Source organism: Ruegeria sp. CDSC081, from assembly GCF_059610485.1.
This window is the reverse complement of the sequence record NZ_JBXWNS010000007.1, coordinates 152,873-169,601: the sequence shown is the minus strand read 5'-3', so window position 1 is coordinate 169,601 and position 16,729 is coordinate 152,873. Positions and strand designations below refer to the sequence as shown.

At 57.5% G+C, this 16,729-nt stretch carries 18 protein-coding genes; 4 read left to right on the top strand and 14 right to left on the bottom strand.

From position 1 onward, the window contains the following. The 8 genes from AC2FH9_RS14855 to AC2FH9_RS14820 form a co-directional block, all read right to left on the bottom strand. Complete coding sequence (locus AC2FH9_RS14855; RefSeq protein WP_496872041.1) at positions 1 to 786, bottom strand: phosphodiesterase; 786 nt, start codon at positions 784 to 786, stop codon at positions 1 to 3. 207 nt (positions 787 to 993) lie between these two features. After that, on the bottom strand, positions 994 to 1,527 hold the full coding sequence (gene nusG, locus AC2FH9_RS14850; RefSeq protein WP_142637254.1) for a transcription termination/antitermination protein NusG: 534 nt from the start codon (positions 1,525 to 1,527) through the stop codon (positions 994 to 996). A 201-nt stretch (positions 1,528 to 1,728) separates the two neighbouring features. Further along, a complete protein-coding gene (gene secE, locus AC2FH9_RS14845) occupies positions 1,729 to 1,926 on the bottom strand; it encodes a preprotein translocase subunit SecE (RefSeq protein WP_142636925.1) in 198 nt (65 codons plus the stop codon). Between the two features lie 70 nt (positions 1,927 to 1,996). Continuing rightward, positions 1,997 to 2,155: a cbb3-type cytochrome oxidase assembly protein CcoS gene (gene ccoS / locus AC2FH9_RS14840; RefSeq protein WP_142636927.1), complete on the bottom strand. Its 159-nt coding sequence runs from the start codon at positions 2,153 to 2,155 to the stop codon at positions 1,997 to 1,999. Positions 2,156 to 2,160: 5 nt separating this feature from the next. After that, positions 2,161 to 4,338, bottom strand: coding sequence for a heavy metal translocating P-type ATPase (locus tag AC2FH9_RS14835; RefSeq protein ID WP_496872039.1), 2,178 nt, complete (start codon positions 4,336 to 4,338; stop codon positions 2,161 to 2,163). A 3-nt stretch (positions 4,339 to 4,341) separates the two neighbouring features. After that, complete coding sequence (locus AC2FH9_RS14830; protein WP_496872038.1) at positions 4,342 to 4,800, bottom strand: FixH family protein; 459 nt, start codon at positions 4,798 to 4,800, stop codon at positions 4,342 to 4,344. Positions 4,801 to 4,802: 2 nt separating this feature from the next. Then, positions 4,803 to 6,230, bottom strand: a complete 1,428-nt coding sequence (ccoG, locus tag AC2FH9_RS14825; RefSeq protein ID WP_281973105.1) for a cytochrome c oxidase accessory protein CcoG — start codon at positions 6,228 to 6,230, stop codon at positions 4,803 to 4,805. A 100-nt stretch (positions 6,231 to 6,330) separates the two neighbouring features. Then, positions 6,331 to 7,206, bottom strand: a complete 876-nt coding sequence (locus AC2FH9_RS14820) for a LysR family transcriptional regulator (protein WP_496872036.1) — start codon at positions 7,204 to 7,206, stop codon at positions 6,331 to 6,333. A 100-nt stretch (positions 7,207 to 7,306) separates the two neighbouring features. Here AC2FH9_RS14820 and AC2FH9_RS14815 point away from each other — a divergent pair, with 100 nt between their 5' ends. Beyond that, positions 7,307 to 7,489, top strand: coding sequence for a hypothetical protein (locus AC2FH9_RS14815; RefSeq protein WP_281973103.1), 183 nt, complete (start codon positions 7,307 to 7,309; stop codon positions 7,487 to 7,489). 103 nt (positions 7,490 to 7,592) lie between these two features. Here the strand turns inward: AC2FH9_RS14815 and ccoP are convergent, their stop codons facing one another. Genes ccoP through ccoN form a run of 4 tightly spaced genes read right to left on the bottom strand, consistent with a single transcriptional unit; the run spans position 7,593 to position 11,027 of the window. Then, positions 7,593 to 8,456: a cytochrome-c oxidase, cbb3-type subunit III gene (gene ccoP, locus AC2FH9_RS14810; protein ID WP_142636939.1), complete on the bottom strand. Its 864-nt coding sequence runs from the start codon at positions 8,454 to 8,456 to the stop codon at positions 7,593 to 7,595. Beyond that, a complete protein-coding gene (locus AC2FH9_RS14805) occupies positions 8,453 to 8,665 on the bottom strand; it encodes a cbb3-type cytochrome oxidase subunit 3 (protein WP_142636941.1) in 213 nt (70 codons plus the stop codon). Before AC2FH9_RS14805 ends, ccoP begins: the two co-directional genes overlap by 4 nt. A gap of 11 nt (positions 8,666 to 8,676) precedes the next feature. Beyond that, entirely contained in the window at positions 8,677 to 9,405 is a 729-nt protein-coding gene (gene ccoO, locus AC2FH9_RS14800; protein WP_496872035.1) for a cytochrome-c oxidase, cbb3-type subunit II, read from the bottom strand. A 14-nt stretch (positions 9,406 to 9,419) separates the two neighbouring features. Then, on the bottom strand, positions 9,420 to 11,027 hold the full coding sequence (ccoN, locus tag AC2FH9_RS14795) for a cytochrome-c oxidase, cbb3-type subunit I (RefSeq protein ID WP_496872034.1): 1,608 nt from the start codon (positions 11,025 to 11,027) through the stop codon (positions 9,420 to 9,422). A 195-nt stretch (positions 11,028 to 11,222) separates the two neighbouring features. On the opposite strand from ccoN, the gene AC2FH9_RS14790 reads away from it, so the two are divergent. Then, complete coding sequence (locus AC2FH9_RS14790) at positions 11,223 to 12,062, top strand: universal stress protein (RefSeq protein WP_271949806.1); 840 nt, start codon at positions 11,223 to 11,225, stop codon at positions 12,060 to 12,062. A gap of 28 nt (positions 12,063 to 12,090) precedes the next feature. Here AC2FH9_RS14790 and AC2FH9_RS14785 read toward each other — a convergent pair whose 3' ends face one another. Beyond that, positions 12,091 to 12,345 (bottom strand): GlsB/YeaQ/YmgE family stress response membrane protein, encoded by a 255-nt coding sequence (locus AC2FH9_RS14785; RefSeq protein WP_142636950.1) that lies wholly within the window; start codon positions 12,343 to 12,345, stop codon positions 12,091 to 12,093. Positions 12,346 to 12,417: 72 nt separating this feature from the next. Continuing rightward, positions 12,418 to 13,161 carry a transcriptional regulator FnrL gene (fnrL, locus tag AC2FH9_RS14780; protein WP_281973102.1) on the bottom strand — a complete coding sequence of 248 codons (744 nt, stop codon included), beginning with the start codon at positions 13,159 to 13,161 and terminating at the stop codon, positions 12,418 to 12,420. 61 nt (positions 13,162 to 13,222) lie between these two features. Between fnrL and hemN the strand changes: the two genes are divergently transcribed. Together hemN and AC2FH9_RS14770 are read left to right on the top strand one after the other, a co-directional pair. Continuing rightward, the gene (gene hemN / locus AC2FH9_RS14775) at positions 13,223 to 14,578 is read left to right on the top strand and encodes an oxygen-independent coproporphyrinogen III oxidase (protein WP_496872033.1); all 1,356 of its coding nucleotides are present in this window, start codon (positions 13,223 to 13,225) and stop codon (positions 14,576 to 14,578) included. A 209-nt stretch (positions 14,579 to 14,787) separates the two neighbouring features. Next, complete coding sequence (locus tag AC2FH9_RS14770; protein WP_496872032.1) at positions 14,788 to 16,716, top strand: elongation factor G; 1,929 nt, start codon at positions 14,788 to 14,790, stop codon at positions 16,714 to 16,716. Positions 16,717 to 16,729: the final 13 nt, after the last annotated feature.

The following is a 16,729-nucleotide window of genomic DNA, read 5'->3' as shown; positions in this document are numbered from 1 at the left end:
TCAGGTCTGATGAAGCGGATTGCGCTGCAGAAAGGTGTTATAGTGCACAGTCATCTGGTCGTCCGCGATCTGCACAACACCATAGGCTGGCGGTTCATCACAGAATTCCCCGTCAACACTGTCGGCAGTCAGAGGGATTTGGTGATTGAGGCTGGGCAGGCTGGTGAACGGGATGCCACGCCAGTTCACATAGGTCATGCGATGGACATGCCCATAGAAGACGTGGCGAATGTTACGCCCGTGACCGAGTGTTTCAAAAAACACTTCGGCTTCGACCAGGCGGATGTCGTCCACATAGGGAATGCCGATGTCAAAAGGCGGGTGGTGCATGAACAAATAGCAGGGCTTATCCCCCGCCGAGATCAGCTGTTCTTTCAGCCAATTCAAACGCAAGGTGCACAGCTGGCCTTCATGCATATCCGCACCGTCTTTTGTCGTATCCAGAAAGATAAACTTTCCCGCGTCGGTCTCGATGCTGTGCTGAACAAAGCCATTTGAATCCACATGGTCATCCGTAAAGACCGTTCTGAAAACCTGACGATCATCATGGTTGCCGATCATCAGGTGACAAGGAAGCGGGAAACCGTCCAGATGTGACTTGAGCACCTGATAGGCTTCAGCCCTTCCAAACTCGGCCAGGTCGCCGGATATCACGCAAAACGCTGCATCCGAATGCCATTTGGCGATATCCTCAAGGCAACGGGCAAATTGGGTCGAAGGAACGCCGCCATTCAGGTGCCCGTCTTGGTCAACAAGGTGGATATCTGTGATATGTATGAATTTCATCTACCTGCCCACTTGCCTTACATGGTTGTCCAAATATGCTAGGCGGCCGGGTCCCATCCCGATTGGTTACGACAAAGATTATCCCGATTTCGACAGATCAGTTCCGCCCTGATTTGCCCGGGTCTGATAACGGGCTGAAGACTCCAAAACAAGAAACGCCGCAGTGCCCAGGGCAACGCGGCGTTGTCAAATTTCGCTAATTGGAAATTAGCTTTGTTTGGTGACCTGAGTGAAGTCCAGCTCGACCGGGGTTTCCCGACCAAAGATCGAGACCGAGACCTTCAGCTTCTGGTTATCGTCATCCACACCTTCGACCATGCCGTCGAAATCTTCGAACGGACCGTCATTCACCTTGACCTTCTCGCCAATTTCGAACGAGATCATCAGCTTGGGCGCTTCTTCGCCCTCCTGGACACGGTTGAGGATCTGGTTCACCTCGGCATCGCGCATCGGCATCGGCCGGCCTTGCGGACCCAGAAAACCAGTGACCCGGTTGATCGAGTTGACCAGGTGATACCCTTGATCCGACATTTCCATATGCACCAGCACGTAACCCGGCATAAAGCGACGTTCGGTTGTGACTTTCTTGCCCCGGCGCACTTCGATCACCTCTTCGGTGGGCACCAGAACTTCGTCAATGTCATCCTCAAGGCCCTGCTCGGCCACCGACGTGCGGATCTGCTCTGCGATCTTCTTTTCGAAATTCGAAAGAACGCTGACCGAGTACCACCGTTTCGCCATGAACCTGTCGTCCTTGTTTGCCTTCGGCTGCATTCCATGTACCGGAAAAGCCGTTATTGAAAATCTGTCGCGTCACCCGGAATAAAAAGCGGCGCACAGCCCGAATCGCCGCACGCCCATTCCGAATAGTACCGCGTCACCTACTCTGACATCGCAAGCTGTGCAAGGGGGCAGCGACGTTTCCGACCTGCCCGGCCCGGTTTAACCGAACATGCCCAGAATCAGCTGCAGGCCACCACGAATACCAAGATCGACCAGCGCAAAGAACACAGCCGTCAGTGCTGCCATGATGAACACCATGACCGTGGTCAGCAACACCTCGCGGCGGGTTGGCCAGACGACCTTTGAAACCTCGGCACGGACCTGCTGAATAAACTGGATCGGATTCATAGTTGCCATTTGGCTTTGTTCTCTCTGCTAGCGGATGGGCCGGACATAACCGGGCATTGAGGCAATTTCAAGGGGGCCGTCAGGGCTTGGGCTTATCGTCCCATTCGTCGCTTAGAATGCGGCGCGCATCGCCTTCGGGGTCGTCATACTGGTTCGACCGAACGGTATAGATGAACGCAAACAGGCCAACCCCTCCCAAAAGCAGGGAAATCGGTATGAGATAGGCCAGAACTTCCATTCAGATCACCTTAGCCGCAGCGCGTTCAGAGAAACGGTAATGGACGAGGTCGACATTGCCAATGCCGCGATCAGCGGCGTGGCTAGGCCCGCAACCGCCAGTGGCACTGCAATGATATTATAGATTGTTGCAATACGGAAGTTCTCGCGAATCCGTTTCGTTGCCTTAACCGCGGTATCGCAGGCACCCGCAATCGGCGACAGGTCGTTACCCAACAGCACGATATCGGATGCCACGCGCGCAGCATCTAGCGCCGAGGCCGGTGAAATCGACACATGCGCCGCGGCCAGCGCCGCCGTGTCGTTCAGCCCGTCACCAACCATCAGGACGTGGCAGCCTTGATCCCGCAGGCTTTGCACATGGGTTGCCTTGTCCTGCGGCAGGGCCTGCGCAATCCATGTCTCAATCCCCAGCTTACCGGCCAGCATCTCAACCGCGCCTTGCGTATCGCCCGAGATCAAAATGACCTTTTTCCCCTCATCGCGAAACGCCTGAACCGCCTCAGCCGCACCAGCGCGCAATGTGTCCGAGAACAAGAACACTGAAGGCGCCCGCCCTGCTAACGACAGCCAGGCCGCAGTTTGTTCAGCCTCTTGCCCACCGGTCCATTCGGCGCGTCCCAGACGCACGGGATGGTCCTGAAAGATGCCTTCGGTGCCGTACCCCGGAACTTCAGAGATCCCCTCGACATTTGCGGGCGTGACCCCCGCTTGACGGGCAGCCTGCGCCAGCGCAACAGAGAGCGGGTGCGACGAGGCCTCGGCCAGTGCAAGTGCAATTTCCAGATCGCCGGGCGCATGATCCGCAAGATTGGTCAGCTCCGGCGTTCCCGAGGTCAGTGTTCCCGTCTTGTCGAACACAACCGTATCCACCTCGGCCAGGCGTTCCAGCGCTGTGGCGTGTTTGATCAGCATCCCCTTGCGGAACAACCGACCCGAGGCCGCCGTCGTCACCGCCGGTACGGCCAGACCCAGCGCACAGGGGCAGGTGATGATCAGCACCGCTGCTGCGATATTCAGCGCGGTGCGGATATCGCCGGAATAAATATACCAGCCCAGAAAGCTCAGCGCCGACAGGATATGCACGCCCGGTGCATAAAGCTTGGCTGCCTTATCCGCCAGCGAAGTATAACGCGACCGCCCAGATTCCGCGATGGCCACAAGATCGGCCATGCGATGCAGCGAGGTATCCTCACCCACGGCTGTCGCCCGTACGGTCAATGGACCCGTTAGATTTACCTCGCCAGCACTGACCGTCAGACCGGTTTCCGCAAATACCGGCAAGGTTTCACCCGTCAGCAGCGATCGGTCGAGCTCGGATTGCCCGGAAACGATTTCGCCATCCACCGCCATTCGGCCTCCGGGACGTACTAGGATCAGATCACCCACGCTCAGCGTTGCGACGGGCACCTCAACTTCTTGACCATCGGCCAGCCTGATCGCGCGCGGAACTTCCAACGCGGTCAACTCCTCGGCTGCGGATCGGGCGGCGGCGCGGGTACGGTAATCCAGATAGCGACCGGCCAGCAGAAAGAACGTCAGGGTCAGGGCGGCGTCAAAATAGGCGTGCTCACCACTCAGCGCGGTTTCCCACAGCGATGTGGCCAATGCCAACAGGATTGCCAACACGATCGGCACATCCATATTCAGGCGACCGACGCGCAAGGCGCTCCAGGCATTGGCAAAGAAGGGCTGCGCCGAAAACGCGATCGCAGGCAAAGCAATCGCTGCCGAAATCCAGTGGAACATGTCGCGCGTTGCATCGGTTGCCCCTGACCAGACAGAGACAGACAGCAACATTACATTCATCGAGGCAAAACCAGCCACCGCCAACCGCATCAACAGGTCGCGACCAGCTTTGTCGGACTGCGTGGCAGACAGGGATCCAGGGTCCAGCTCGTGCGCCTCAAAGCCTACGCGTTCAAGCACCGGGATCAGATCGGCGGCCCGCAGATCGGGCGCGGCTTTGACCATCGCACGTTTCAAGGTCAGGTTCACGCGCGCGTCCTCGACCCCGGGCTGGGCATTCAATTCACGCTCGACCGTGGAAATACAGGCCGAGCAGTGAATTCCCGGCAATGACAGCGCGATCTGCACATCCTGCGGGATCGGCCTTGCGGGCTCTGCCGGGGCGGCGATACAGCCGGGGCAAGCTGCGGTGCCAGAGGACATCTGCGCAGACATCCCCTAGCCCTTCACATAAAGCGGCACGCGCTGTGCAAACTCGGCCCCGCTGTGATCTTTGGCAACCAGCCGAATGTTCCAGTTGCCCGGACCCAGCGACGCCGGAGTCGCATATGCAGTCCCGTCGAATGTGAAATCAGGAGCAAAATCATCTTTGACATGGGTCGCGCGGCCCACAACGGCCTGCAGGTCAGCCACCTTGACCGGTGCGCCCATCTGATCGGTTATATGCAGGATCAGCAAGCCGCCCGACATCTCGGCGCGGATAAACCAGCCCAGCGCCTGATGTTCCTTCAGGCGTTCGTTGAATTCCTGGCTGGCGACATAAGAATTCTTGACCTCGAGCCCCGGAAAGGTCTTCACCGCGCTATAGGCCAGAACCAGGTTCACCGTGATGATCACGCCAAAGGATGCAACGAACACAGCCAGCGCATGTTTGCCGGTGAATTTACGTTCAGCCATGTTCAGTTCCCTCGTCCGTTAAACGTGGTGTCCTTATAGGCGCGCTCACCGCTCTGCAGGTCTTCGACCCAGATGCGGACCGGCGTCGTATCCAAAGTTGCTGGCCCGGTGTCGCCCGATGCGACGATGTAAACACGGGTCAACTGTGCCGTATCCGCCGTCACATTGACAGTCTCACCTTCAACCCCCTCGATCTGTATCTTCAGGGCCGGATCACCGGACAGGGTCAGTTGGAATGGGCGGTCCTCGCCATGTTTGTTCCGCAGTCGTACATCATAAGTGTTACGAATAGTGCCGTCAGAAAGGGTTACAAATGTCGGGTTTCGCACCGGCGCTACGGTCAGATCAATGTCAGACCGGATGAACAGGGCGAACAAAAGCGCGAAGCCAACCGCAGACCACATACCCGTATACATGATGGTCCTAGGCCGCAGGATGTGTTTCCAGACATTCTTGGGCGGATGACCGGCGCGTTCACTCGATTCGTCGCTCAACGCCATGTAGTCGATCAAGCCACGCGGTTTGCCAATTTTGGCCATCATGTCATCGCAGGCGTCGATGCACAGCGCACAGGTGATACATTCAAGCTGCTGACCGTCGCGGATGTCGATACCGACAGGGCAGACATTCACACAGGCCATGCAATCAATGCAGTCCCCAAGATCGGAATCCGCGGTTCGCTTGCCTTTGCCGCGAGGTTCACCGCGCCATTCGCGATACCCAACCACCAGAGTATCCTCGTCCATCATCGCGGCCTGAATGCGCGGCCAAGGACAGGCGTAAATACAGATCTGCTCGCGTGCGAACCCACCGAACAAAAAGGTCGTCCCCGTCAGGATCAATATGGTTGTATAGGCGACCGGATGTGCATTTCCGGTCACTAGGTCACGGACCAGCGTTGGCGCATCCGCGAAATAGAACACCCACGCACCACCCGTTGCCAGACCAATAAACAGCCAAGCGACCCATTTGGTGACACGCAGCCTTGCTTTGTGGAAATCCATCTTTTTCTGACGATGCAGGCGCAGACGGGCGTTTCGATCACCTTCGATCCAGCGCTCGACCAAGATATACAAATCAGTCCAGACGGTCTGCGGGCAGGCATAGCCGCACCACACGCGCCCCAGCGCCGATGTAAACAGAAACAGGCCCAGACCGGCCATGATCAGCAACCCGGCCACGAAATAGAACTCGTGCGGCCAGATCTCGATCCAGAAAAAGTAAAAGCGCCGGTTGGCCAGATCCAGCAGCACCGCCTGGTCCGGAAGGCTGGGACCGCGATCCCATCTGATCCAGGGTGTGACGTAATAGATCCCCAGCGTTACCGCCATGATGAACCATTTCAGGTTGCGAAACGGGCCGGACACGCGGCGGGGAAAGATCGGTTCGCGCGCTGCGTATAGGCTGGGGGCGGGGTCGGAATCGCTCACGGGCTGGCTCCAGATGTAGCTGTTCTACGGCGTCTTCTTCCAGATCATACGGGCAGCCACTTTGACATGGGTCAAAAGCGCATCGTAAAGACACCTTTTGTCACATCTTACCAGCTTGCCGCCTGAGCCACCTGATAAATATCTTCACCCCAGGACGAAGCGGCATATTACCAGTGACAATATGGTATCCGCGCCCGTCGGGTTCGCGGAACAGTTCGACCAATCGACCCGCAATGATATCCGCTTCGACAAAATGCCGCACGGTGGCCGTCACACCCTGCCCGGCGCGCACTCCCTCAAGCAGCAGGTTTCCCGGCAAGGCGATGCGGCCAGCGACGGGGCTGTGGTCCACGCCGTGACGGGCCAGCCATTGCGTTGCCTCCGTTGTGCCGAACTCCTCAAGCCAGGGCAGACGGCTGAGTGCTTTAGGTGTCACAGGTGCCCGCCCAGTCAACAGGGATGGCGCGGCGACAATCACGATCGGACTTTGCAACAGCAGTTCGGCCGTCACATCGGGCCAATCCCCCGCCCCATATCTGATCGCCAGATCCACGCCGCCGGGGCGCAGATCGACCAACCGGGGCGAGGGATCCAGCGCAAGGTGAATGCCTGGATGCTCGGCCTGAAATGCGGGCAAGCGCGGCATAAGCCACGAAGCTGCGAAAGAGGCCGTCAGCGATACGTGGACCGGGCGATCCTCGGTTGTACGCTTCAGGTCAGTGACCGCCGCACCTATGGCCCCAAATCCCAAATGCAGGGCACGCGCCAGAACCTTGCCCTCGGCCGTCAGGGTCATGGATTTACCGGATCGGTCCAGAAGGGCCAGATCCAGGTGTTTTTCAAGCGCACGCAGTTGTTGGCTGATCGCTGCGTGACTGACATTCAGCGACGCCCCTGCCTGAACAACATTTCCAGTCTCAGCAAAGGCAGAAAAGGCGCGCAAAGCCGCAAGCGGCGGCATATCTATCCAGTTCATCTGTAAGTCCTACTTACATATTGGAATGGTAATTGAGTCGCATTTATCAGGCTAAAGATCAATCCTGATAACAGCGGCAACACAATCCAGGAGGGATCAGATGCTTGCGATACTGGCACGAAGTTTCATGGTAGCCACCAAAACAGAGGCTAACGGCAAAGGCACTGGCACAGATAGCCGCGACCTTGCGCGCAGCAGCTGGCTGCCGGACCATCACTGGTGGATTGAAAAGTCTGGCCCGCGCGAAAAGGCGCATCTGGACTGCACCAATGGGGGCCTGTAGTCTGATAATAGTAGCACCGGCTGTTCAGGAAACGCGCGAACAGAGAGAACAGCCGGTGCCTTAACCTTCGGGCGGCGAACCGTCCGAAGGTATTCTTTTGGCCTTACTGACCGCCACCCAACTGGTGGACATAGGCCGTCACAGCGCGGATCTGCGCGTCGGTAAGGCGGTTTTCCCAAGCAGGCATTACACCGAAACGGCTATTGGTCACGGTCTCAGTCAATGCCTCTGCGTCGCCACCATAGAGCCAGATCGCATCGGTCAGGTTGGGTGCGCCCTGAAAGACGTCACCAGTGCCATCCTCGCCATGACAGGACGAACAGTTATCTTCGAAGACAACCTTGCCTGCCTGCGCAGCTACGTCATCAGTCTGCGCATTGGTCAGGGACATCACGTATTGAACCACTTGGGTGATCTCGTCATGTTCCAGGATTTCGCCAAATGCAGGCATTTCGGAATAGCGCGCATCGTCGCTTTCCTCGTTGCGAATGCCATAGGCGATTGTGGTCTCGATATCCTCAAGCGAACCACCCCACAGCCAGGCGTCATCCAGCAGGTTCGGGAATCCTGGTGCACCCTGCGCGCCTGAGCCGTGGCATTGCGCACACCAGGTACGGAACACCGCGCCCCCGGCATTCGCCGCGTATTGCTGCAGTTCGGGATCTGCCGAGATATCTTCAAGCGATGTTTCCACAAGCTTGGCGTTCCAAGGGGCATTCGCCTCTTCAAACGCAATCATCTCTTCTTGTACCAGAGCGCGAGAGGACCAGCCCAAAACGCCAGCAGTGGCGGATTGAACCAAGGGCCATGCGGGATACATGATCGTATAGATTACCGCCCAGAAGATGGTGGCGTAGAATGTCCACAACCACCAGCGCGGCATCGGGTTTTCGAATTCTTCGATACCATCCCAGCTGTGGCCGGTTGTACTCGGATCACCCGGCTGTTTTTCAGGTGTCTTGCTCATTGCCGCGCCTCCTTGGATGTGGCGGGATTGTCGTCGCCCCGCAGGGGCGCTGGTGCATCATCATGCCGAAACGGGATATTCGCGGTGTCCTTGTATTCCTTGCTGGAACCCGGGCGAAAAACCCAAATTATGATCCCAACAAAGAAAACAAAGAGCAGCAGCAACATCCAGCTATCCGCGAATTGCCGTAAGAGTGTATATTCTTCCATCACACCCTCCTTTACCGGTTCGCGTCTGGGGTGAAGGTCGAGAAATCGACCAGCGTTCCCAGCATCTGCAGATAAGCGACCATCGCATCCGCTTCAGTCAGCTCGGGCTGACCATCGAAGTTCCGCACGCTGACCTTGTCACCATAGCGTTCCAGCAGGCCGTCATAGTCACTGTCGGGATCGGCCTGCGCCCGGAAATCCACCACGGCGTTCTCCAGCATCTCTTCGGTATAGGGCGTGCCTACCAGCGCATTCGCCTTCATGACATCACCGATGTACTTACCGTCAATCTTGCGATGCTCGAGGAAGCCGTATTTCGGCATTACAGATTCAGGTACCACCGACTGCGGGTTGCGCAGGTGATCCACATGCCACTGGTCAGAATAACGACCACCGACACGGGCCAGATCAGGCCCGGTGCGTTTGGACCCCCACTGGAACGGATGATCATACATTGATTCAGCCGCCAGCGAGTAGTGGCCATAGCGCTCGACCTCATCCCGCATCGGGCGGATCATCTGACTGTGGCAGACATAGCAGCCTTCGCGGATATAGATGTCACGGCCCGCCATTTCCAAGGGGGTGTAAGGGCGCATGCCTTCCACCTTTTCGATGGTGTTCTCAAGATAGAACAGCGGGGTGATCTGCACGATGCCACCGATGGTCACGACCAGAAAGCTGAAGATCAGCAGGAGGGTCGCGTTGGTCTCGAGGATCTTATGTTTGTCGAGAATTGCCATTGCTCCGGCCCTCCTTATTCAGCCGGGACCGCGACGGTCAGGCTGGCCTCTTTGGCCGGCGCTTTCCGCACAGTCATCCACAGGTTGTAGCACATGATCAGCGCCCCAGCGAGGAACATGACCCCACCCAGAGCTCGCACCACATACATCGGGAACTTGGCAGCCACGGTGTCGGCGAACGAGTTCACAAGGAAACCGTTGGCATCCACTTCGCGCCACATCAGGCCTTCCATGATACCTGTCACCCACATCGACGCGGCGTAGAGCACGATGCCGATAGTGGCGAGCCAGAAGTGCCAGCTGACCATCTGCAGCGAATACAGACGCTCACGCTTCCACAAGACGGGCACCAGGAAGTACAGCGCACCAAAGGTGATCATGCCGTTCCAACCCAGCGCACCCGAATGCACGTGACCAATGGTCCAGTCGGTATAGTGGCTCAAAGAGTTAACCGCTCGGATCGACATCATCGGGCCCTCAAAAGTGGACATGCCATAGAAGCCGACCGAGATCACCATCATCCGGATCACCGGGTCCGTACGCAGCTTGTCCCACGCACCCGATAGGGTCATCAGGCCGTTGATCATGCCACCCCAGGACGGCATCCACAGCACGATCGAGAACACCATGCCCAGTGTCGAGGCCCAGTCAGGCAGCGCGGTATAGTGCAAATGGTGCGGACCAGCCCAGATATACAGGAAGATCAGCGCCCAGAAGTGGATGATCGACAGCTTGTAACTGAACACCGGACGTTCGGCCTGTTTCGGGATGAAATAGTACATCATGCCCAGGAAACCGGCAGTCAGGAAAAAGCCCACAGCATTGTGGCCGTACCACCACTGGATCATTGCGTCCTGAACGCCTGACCAGACGATGACAGATTTCGAACCCCAGATGCTGACAGGGATAGTCATGTTGTTGACCAGATGCAGCATGGCGACGGTAACGATAAAGGCCAGGTAGAACCAGTTCGCCACATAAATGTGCGGCTCTTTCCGCCTGACAATCGTCCCAAGGAACACAGCCAGATAGGCCACCCAGACGATGGTCAACCACAGGTCAACATACCATTCCGGCTCGGCGTATTCCTTGGACTGGGTTCCACCCAGCACATACCCGGTCGCAGCCAGCACAATGAACAGCTGATAGCCCCAGAAAACGAACCATGCCAGATTGCCGCCCCACAGGCGCGCGGCGCTGGTCCGCTGGACGACGTAGAAGGACGTAGCGATTAGTGCGTTGCCGCCAAAGGCAAAGATAACCGCCGATGTATGCAGCGGACGCAATCGGCCAAAATTCAGATATCCTTGTGCCCATTCAAAGTTCAGCACCGGATAGGCCAGCTGAAAGGCGATGAATGTCCCGGCAAGAAAACCAACCACGCCCCAAAAGGCCGTCGCGATTACGCCGTAACGGACCACATCGTCCATGTATTCGCCTGAACGATCTATGAAGATATCTGGCTCATCCGTGTTTCTAAGCGTCCAGATGAACAATCCCGCGGCGATCAACATCACCAGAATTGCATGCACCTGATACGCCAAATCGCGTGCATAATTGGTCCCGATCGCTGCAAACAGCACGATCAGACCAAGCACGATCAGCTTGATGTAATTTGACATATTGCGTCCCTTTGCCATGCTCCGCGCGATTCTTTTTTGTCGCGGAACCCATTTGACTGGTCGTTGTTTTGTCCGAGGACAGCCCAAACTGCTTTGATCTGTATCAAGACAGAATAGCGAATATTGTGACAAGGCTACAGAAATGATTTGGCCGGAATGTCGCGGACGGAACGGCCCTGGAGGCAAGAGGTCAAGATGGCGTATAAATCCCTTCTCACAGTTCTAACGGAAACGGAACAATCGGCCCCGGCGCTGGCACAGATGGCAGCCCTGGCCACAGCCCAGGATGCGCATGCCGAAGCCCTGTGCCTGGGGGTCGATCGCAGTCAGACCGGTTATTACTATGCTGGCGCCAACGCGCTGATTCTGCAGGAGACCCTGTCCCGCGCCAAAGCAGAGGCGGAGGACACCCTGCACTATGCAGAGACCTATCTGAACAGTTCCGGCGTACGCTGGTCTGCAGAAAGCGGCGTGGCCCAGATTGCCGATATTGGTCGCCACGTTGCCCATCGGGCGCGGTTCTCGGACCTTGTTATTCTGCCGCAACCTTACGGAAAAGACCGCAGCGTCGAAGCAGAGCCTATCGTCGAGGCAGCCATGTTCGAAGGTCACGCTCCGGTTCTGGTCATACCCGAAAACACGACGCCTTTTGACAAGCCCGGTACTGTCTTGGTCGGCTGGAACGAAAGCGTCGAGGCCATGCGCGCCATTCGCTGCGCCCTACCCTTCCTGATCGAGGCCGATCAGGTGCGGATCGTGGTGATCGACCCACCAACGCATGGGCCGGATCGCTCGGACCCCGGTGGGTTGTTGTCCCAGATGCTGTCACGCCACGGAGTTAAGTGCGAAATCGACGTGCTCAGCAAAACAATGTCGCGTGTATCGGACATCCTGAACCGCCATGCGACGGATACCGAAACAGATATGATCGTCATGGGCGCCTATGGGCATTCCCGATTCCGAGAAGCCATCCTGGGCGGCGCGACACGCAATATGCTGGAACAATCGACTGTTCCGGTGTTCATGGCACATTGAAACGGCAGAGCCGCCCAGCGGGCGGCTCTTATCCGCGTTTCACAAGGCCGATCAGGAAAAGCAGAATGATTGCCCCAATGGTGGCGAAAATAATTGACGAGACCAGACCGCCGCCAACGGCAAAACCAAGGGCTGGGAAAATTAGCCCGGCCAGAAATGCCCCGACAACGCCAACGATGATGTTACCAATCAAGCCGAATCCCCGGCCTTCCATGATCTTTCCGGACAACCATCCCGCGATGGCACCAATAAGCAGCATGGCCAAAAGGCTGCTGAATCCCATGACTTACTCCTGACGCAGTTTCACTGGTCCCACTAAACCACGGTTAAGACAACGGGTCACGCCGTATGTGAATCACACCAGATATCCGCCATCGGAATCGTCGCCTGCCTCTTCCATCAACCGGCCCATATCCGGAACAGATACACGGCGCTTGCCTTCTAGCAAGATGATCTCGTCTTTCTTCAAGGCGGATATCTGACGGCTGACGGTTTCCAGTGTAAGGCCAAGGTAGTCTGCCATCGCCTCGCGCGTCAGCGGAAGATCAAAAACGATTGGGCTGGAACTCCCGTTCTGCCCAATCGAAGCATCCCGGCGCGCGATGATAGACAACAGGCTTGCGATTTTTTCGCGCGCAGTCTTGCGCCCCAGCACCAGCATCCATTCACGGGCAGCGTCCAGCTCATCCAATGTCATCTGAAGCAAACGATGCGCGATATGCGGAGTAGCACCCATCAGTTCTTCGAACGGCTTCTTACGGAAACAGCACATGACAATGTCAGTCGTTGCCACGACGTCGTAAGGCGCTGAATCTCGACCGGGACGACCGACGAAATCGCTGGGCAGCAAAAGGCCAACCATCTGCGTGCGCCCATCTTCCATGGTCTGAGTCAAAGAAGCGATCCCCGACACGACCGAGCCCACGAAATTCATCTGATCACCGGACCAGATGATTGTCTGCCCAGCCTCGAAGCTGCGATAATATTTGATGCCTTCAAGAAGCTCCAGCTCATGAACATCGCAATGCGCGCAGACTGCTCTGTGGCGGATTGGACAATCTTCACAGTTTGTATGATCGATTTTGAAAATCTGTGTCATGCGCGTTCCCACTTGATCTCTATCAAGGTTGCTAGGCGTGCCGTCCTCTAACGGTATCGCCATGATAGTTAAACCACAACTTGCAAAGCTTGGACTATTTGACGCGAAAGTACCGCGCTACACAAGCTATCCAACAGCCCCTCACTTCAACAATGATGTGGGGGTAAACCTTTACGAAGACTGGATTACCAGCATTAAACCCGGCAGCTCCGTCTCGTTGTACATACACGTGCCCTTCTGCCGCAGGCTGTGTTGGTTTTGTGCCTGCCGAACACAGGGGACTCAAACTGACAACCCGGTCATCGCCTATGTCGACGTCCTCAAGGCCGAGCTTGATCTGCTAGCCGCGTGCCTGCCTCAAGGCGTCACCCTCTCGCGTCTGCACTGGGGCGGCGGCACACCAACGCTGTTGAATCCCGATCTGATGCGGGATCTGGCCACACGCATTCTGGATGTTGTACCGCTGGGCCCGGGTGCTGAATTCTCGGTCGAAATCGACCCGAACGAGATTGACCAAGCCCGACTGGACGCGTTGGCCGAAGCGGGCATGAACCGTGCCTCGATCGGCGTGCAGGATTTCGACGATGAGATTCAGAAAACTATCGGTCGCGTCCAAAGCTATGACACCACGCGCGCAGCTGTGGACATGATCCGTGCCCGCGGCATTACCAGCCTGAACGCTGATATCCTGTACGGTCTGCCGCATCAGACCAAATCAAGGATGACAGAAAGCGTACAGAAACTGCTGTCACTGAACCCCGACCGCGTTGCGCTGTACGGATACGCCCACGTGCCGTGGATGGCCAAGCGGCAACAGTTGATTCCTTCGGACGCATTGCCCACGCCCGAGCAACGTCTGGAGCTGTTCGAGACGGCGCGTCGACTGTTCCTCTGGGATGATTACGCCGAGATCGGAATTGACCACTTTGCCACGCAGGATGATGGTCTGACACATGCGCTCAGGGCCGGGCGACTGAAACGGAACTTTCAGGGTTATACGGATGATCAGGCCGAGGTGCTGATCGGTGTGGGCGCAAGCTCGATCTCGCGGTTTCCTCAGGGCTACGCCCAGAACGCACCGGCAACATCGGCCTATACGAAAGCCATCCGCGAGGGGCGCTTTTCGACCTCGCGCGGGCATTTGTTCAAAGGGCAGGACATTTTGCGCGCACGTCTGATCGAAGCGCTGATGTGTGATTTTCAGATCAATTCGGCTGAGATTCTGCGTGACCACAACATATCCGCCCAAGAGCTGAACGAGATGTACCAGAGGGCCAATGCCGACTTCAACAATCTGCTACACGTCACCAAGGATGGCCTCTTCATCCCACCCGAGGCCCGGCCGCTGACCCGAATGATTGCCCGCAGCTTTGACGCCTATGACCTAAGCAAGGCAGGCCACAGCTCGGCGATCTGATCGCTTACAGGTGGGCCCGGTTGTGCGGCCCGCCGCTTAGATACCAGTACAGGGGCTTGACGCGAGCCTCTGGTTGTCTTCACACTTGGGCGGAACGATCTCCGAACCCTGAGGCAGGTGAATTCGCAGTCAGTCCTCGCCCACGCAGCCGTGTGGGTCGGCCCTTTTCGTGCAGGTATTACTGCAACCTGAAAAGAGGGACATCACTCATGCGCGTATTCACCGTCCTCGGCCCCAGCCAATCTGGCAAGACAACCCTGGTCGAGGCCATAAGCCGTCTCGACGACCGACCCACCACATTCGATGTCTCCGGAACCGTGCACTTGCACGGTTTTTCTTACTTGGACGAGCCCTGGAGCGCGATCGACGTGGACGGGGGCAGCGACAATCTGGGTTATGTCGGACCAGCCATGGCGATTTCGGATGCGGCGGTTGTGGTTGTCCCGCCGGACCCAGACGCGGCTGTCTTGTGCGCGCCCTATCTGCGGCTGGTTGAAGAGGCGGGCATTCCCTGTTTCCTGTTCATCAATCGGATGGATGCCCCAAATGGCCGTATCCGGGATATCATCGCCGCGCTACAGACCTACTGCACCCACCACATCGCCCTACGTCAGGTCCCTATTCGCGACGGCGAGACAATAGTCGGCGCGGTCGATCTGATCTCGGAGCGGGCTTGGAAATATCAGGAAGGCCAGCCCTCGGCCCTGATCGAACTGCCGCACGCGGTCGAGGACCGCGAACAAGAAGCCCGCACCGAGCTGCTAGAGACGCTGTCGGATTTTGACGATCACCTGTTGGAGCAGCTGATCGAAGACAAACAGCCCGCAAGTGCCGAGATCTACGATCTGGCCGCGCAGGTTTTGCAGAACCACCAGTTGATCCCCGCCTGTCTGGGCGCGGCCAGCCATGGCAATGGCCTGACCCGCCTGATGAAAGCCCTGCGGCACGAAGCCCCTGAGTTCAACATTGCCGCCAACCGCGATGAGGCCACCGAGACTGCCCGCGCCATTGCGGGATTCGCGGACGTGAAGAAACATATCGGCAAGATCATCGTCCTTCGTGGCCTGGGAGATGGCGTGCGTGCGCATGAAGCTTTGGGAGGTGAGACAGTCGGCAATCTGACGACACTTGACGCCAAGACCCAGATTTCCGGGCTGGAGGCAGGTCAGATCGGGCTGGCCGTGAAATCCGATCACCTGATCCCCGGCAATATTTACGACAGCAAATCCGAATCTCCGTTACCGGAATGGGCATCATCACATCCAGCCGCCCAACGTCAGATCGTATCACCCGCGCATGAGCGAGATGACGTGCGCCTGTCGAATGCCCTGACCCGTCTGGTCGAGATCGACCCCGGTCTCCATCTGGAGCAGGATGAGCTGAGCGGCCATGCGGTGCTGGGCTCTCAAGGCCCGCAGCACATGCGCCGGATCACCGCCAAACTGGCCGAAGATTTCGGGATCGAAATCGTGGCCGACCCGATCGAGACCGCCTATCGCGAAACCATCGGTGCGCCCATCGAACACCGCCACCGTCACCGCAAGCAATCCGGTGGTGCGGGTCAGTTTGCAGATGTCGTGATCTCGGTCACGCCCATGCCGCGCGGATCAGGGTTTCAGTTCGAAGAGATCGTGAAAGGCGGTTCGGTGCCGCGCAACTATATTCCCTCAGTTGAACACGGGGCCAAGGACGCGCTGGAGCAGGGACCCGAGGGCTTCCCTGTTGTTGATGTCAAAATCACGCTGAGTGACGGCAAACACCACAATGTGGACAGTTCCGACTATGCTTTCCGAACCGCAGGCAAGAACGCCGTACGCGAGGCGCTGCCTCAGGCCAAACCGGTGGTCCTGCAACCCATTCTGAACGCAGAGATTCACCTGCCATCCGATTTCGTCGGCGACCTTGTCCCCACGATCAGTTCCTTACAGGGTCAAGTGCTGGGATTCGAAGGCAACCCCAACGCTTCGGGCTGGGAGATTTTCAAAGCCCAACTTCCTGCCGTGGCCGAGGATGAGTTGCATCGCACCCTGGCCAGCGCCACGCGCGGCACCGGTTGGGTAAAGTTAAGCTTTGATCACTATGAAGAACTGCGCGGCCCGATACCGAAAGCGGCAACACGGGAAACCGCAAACGCGTGAAAAACACGGCGAG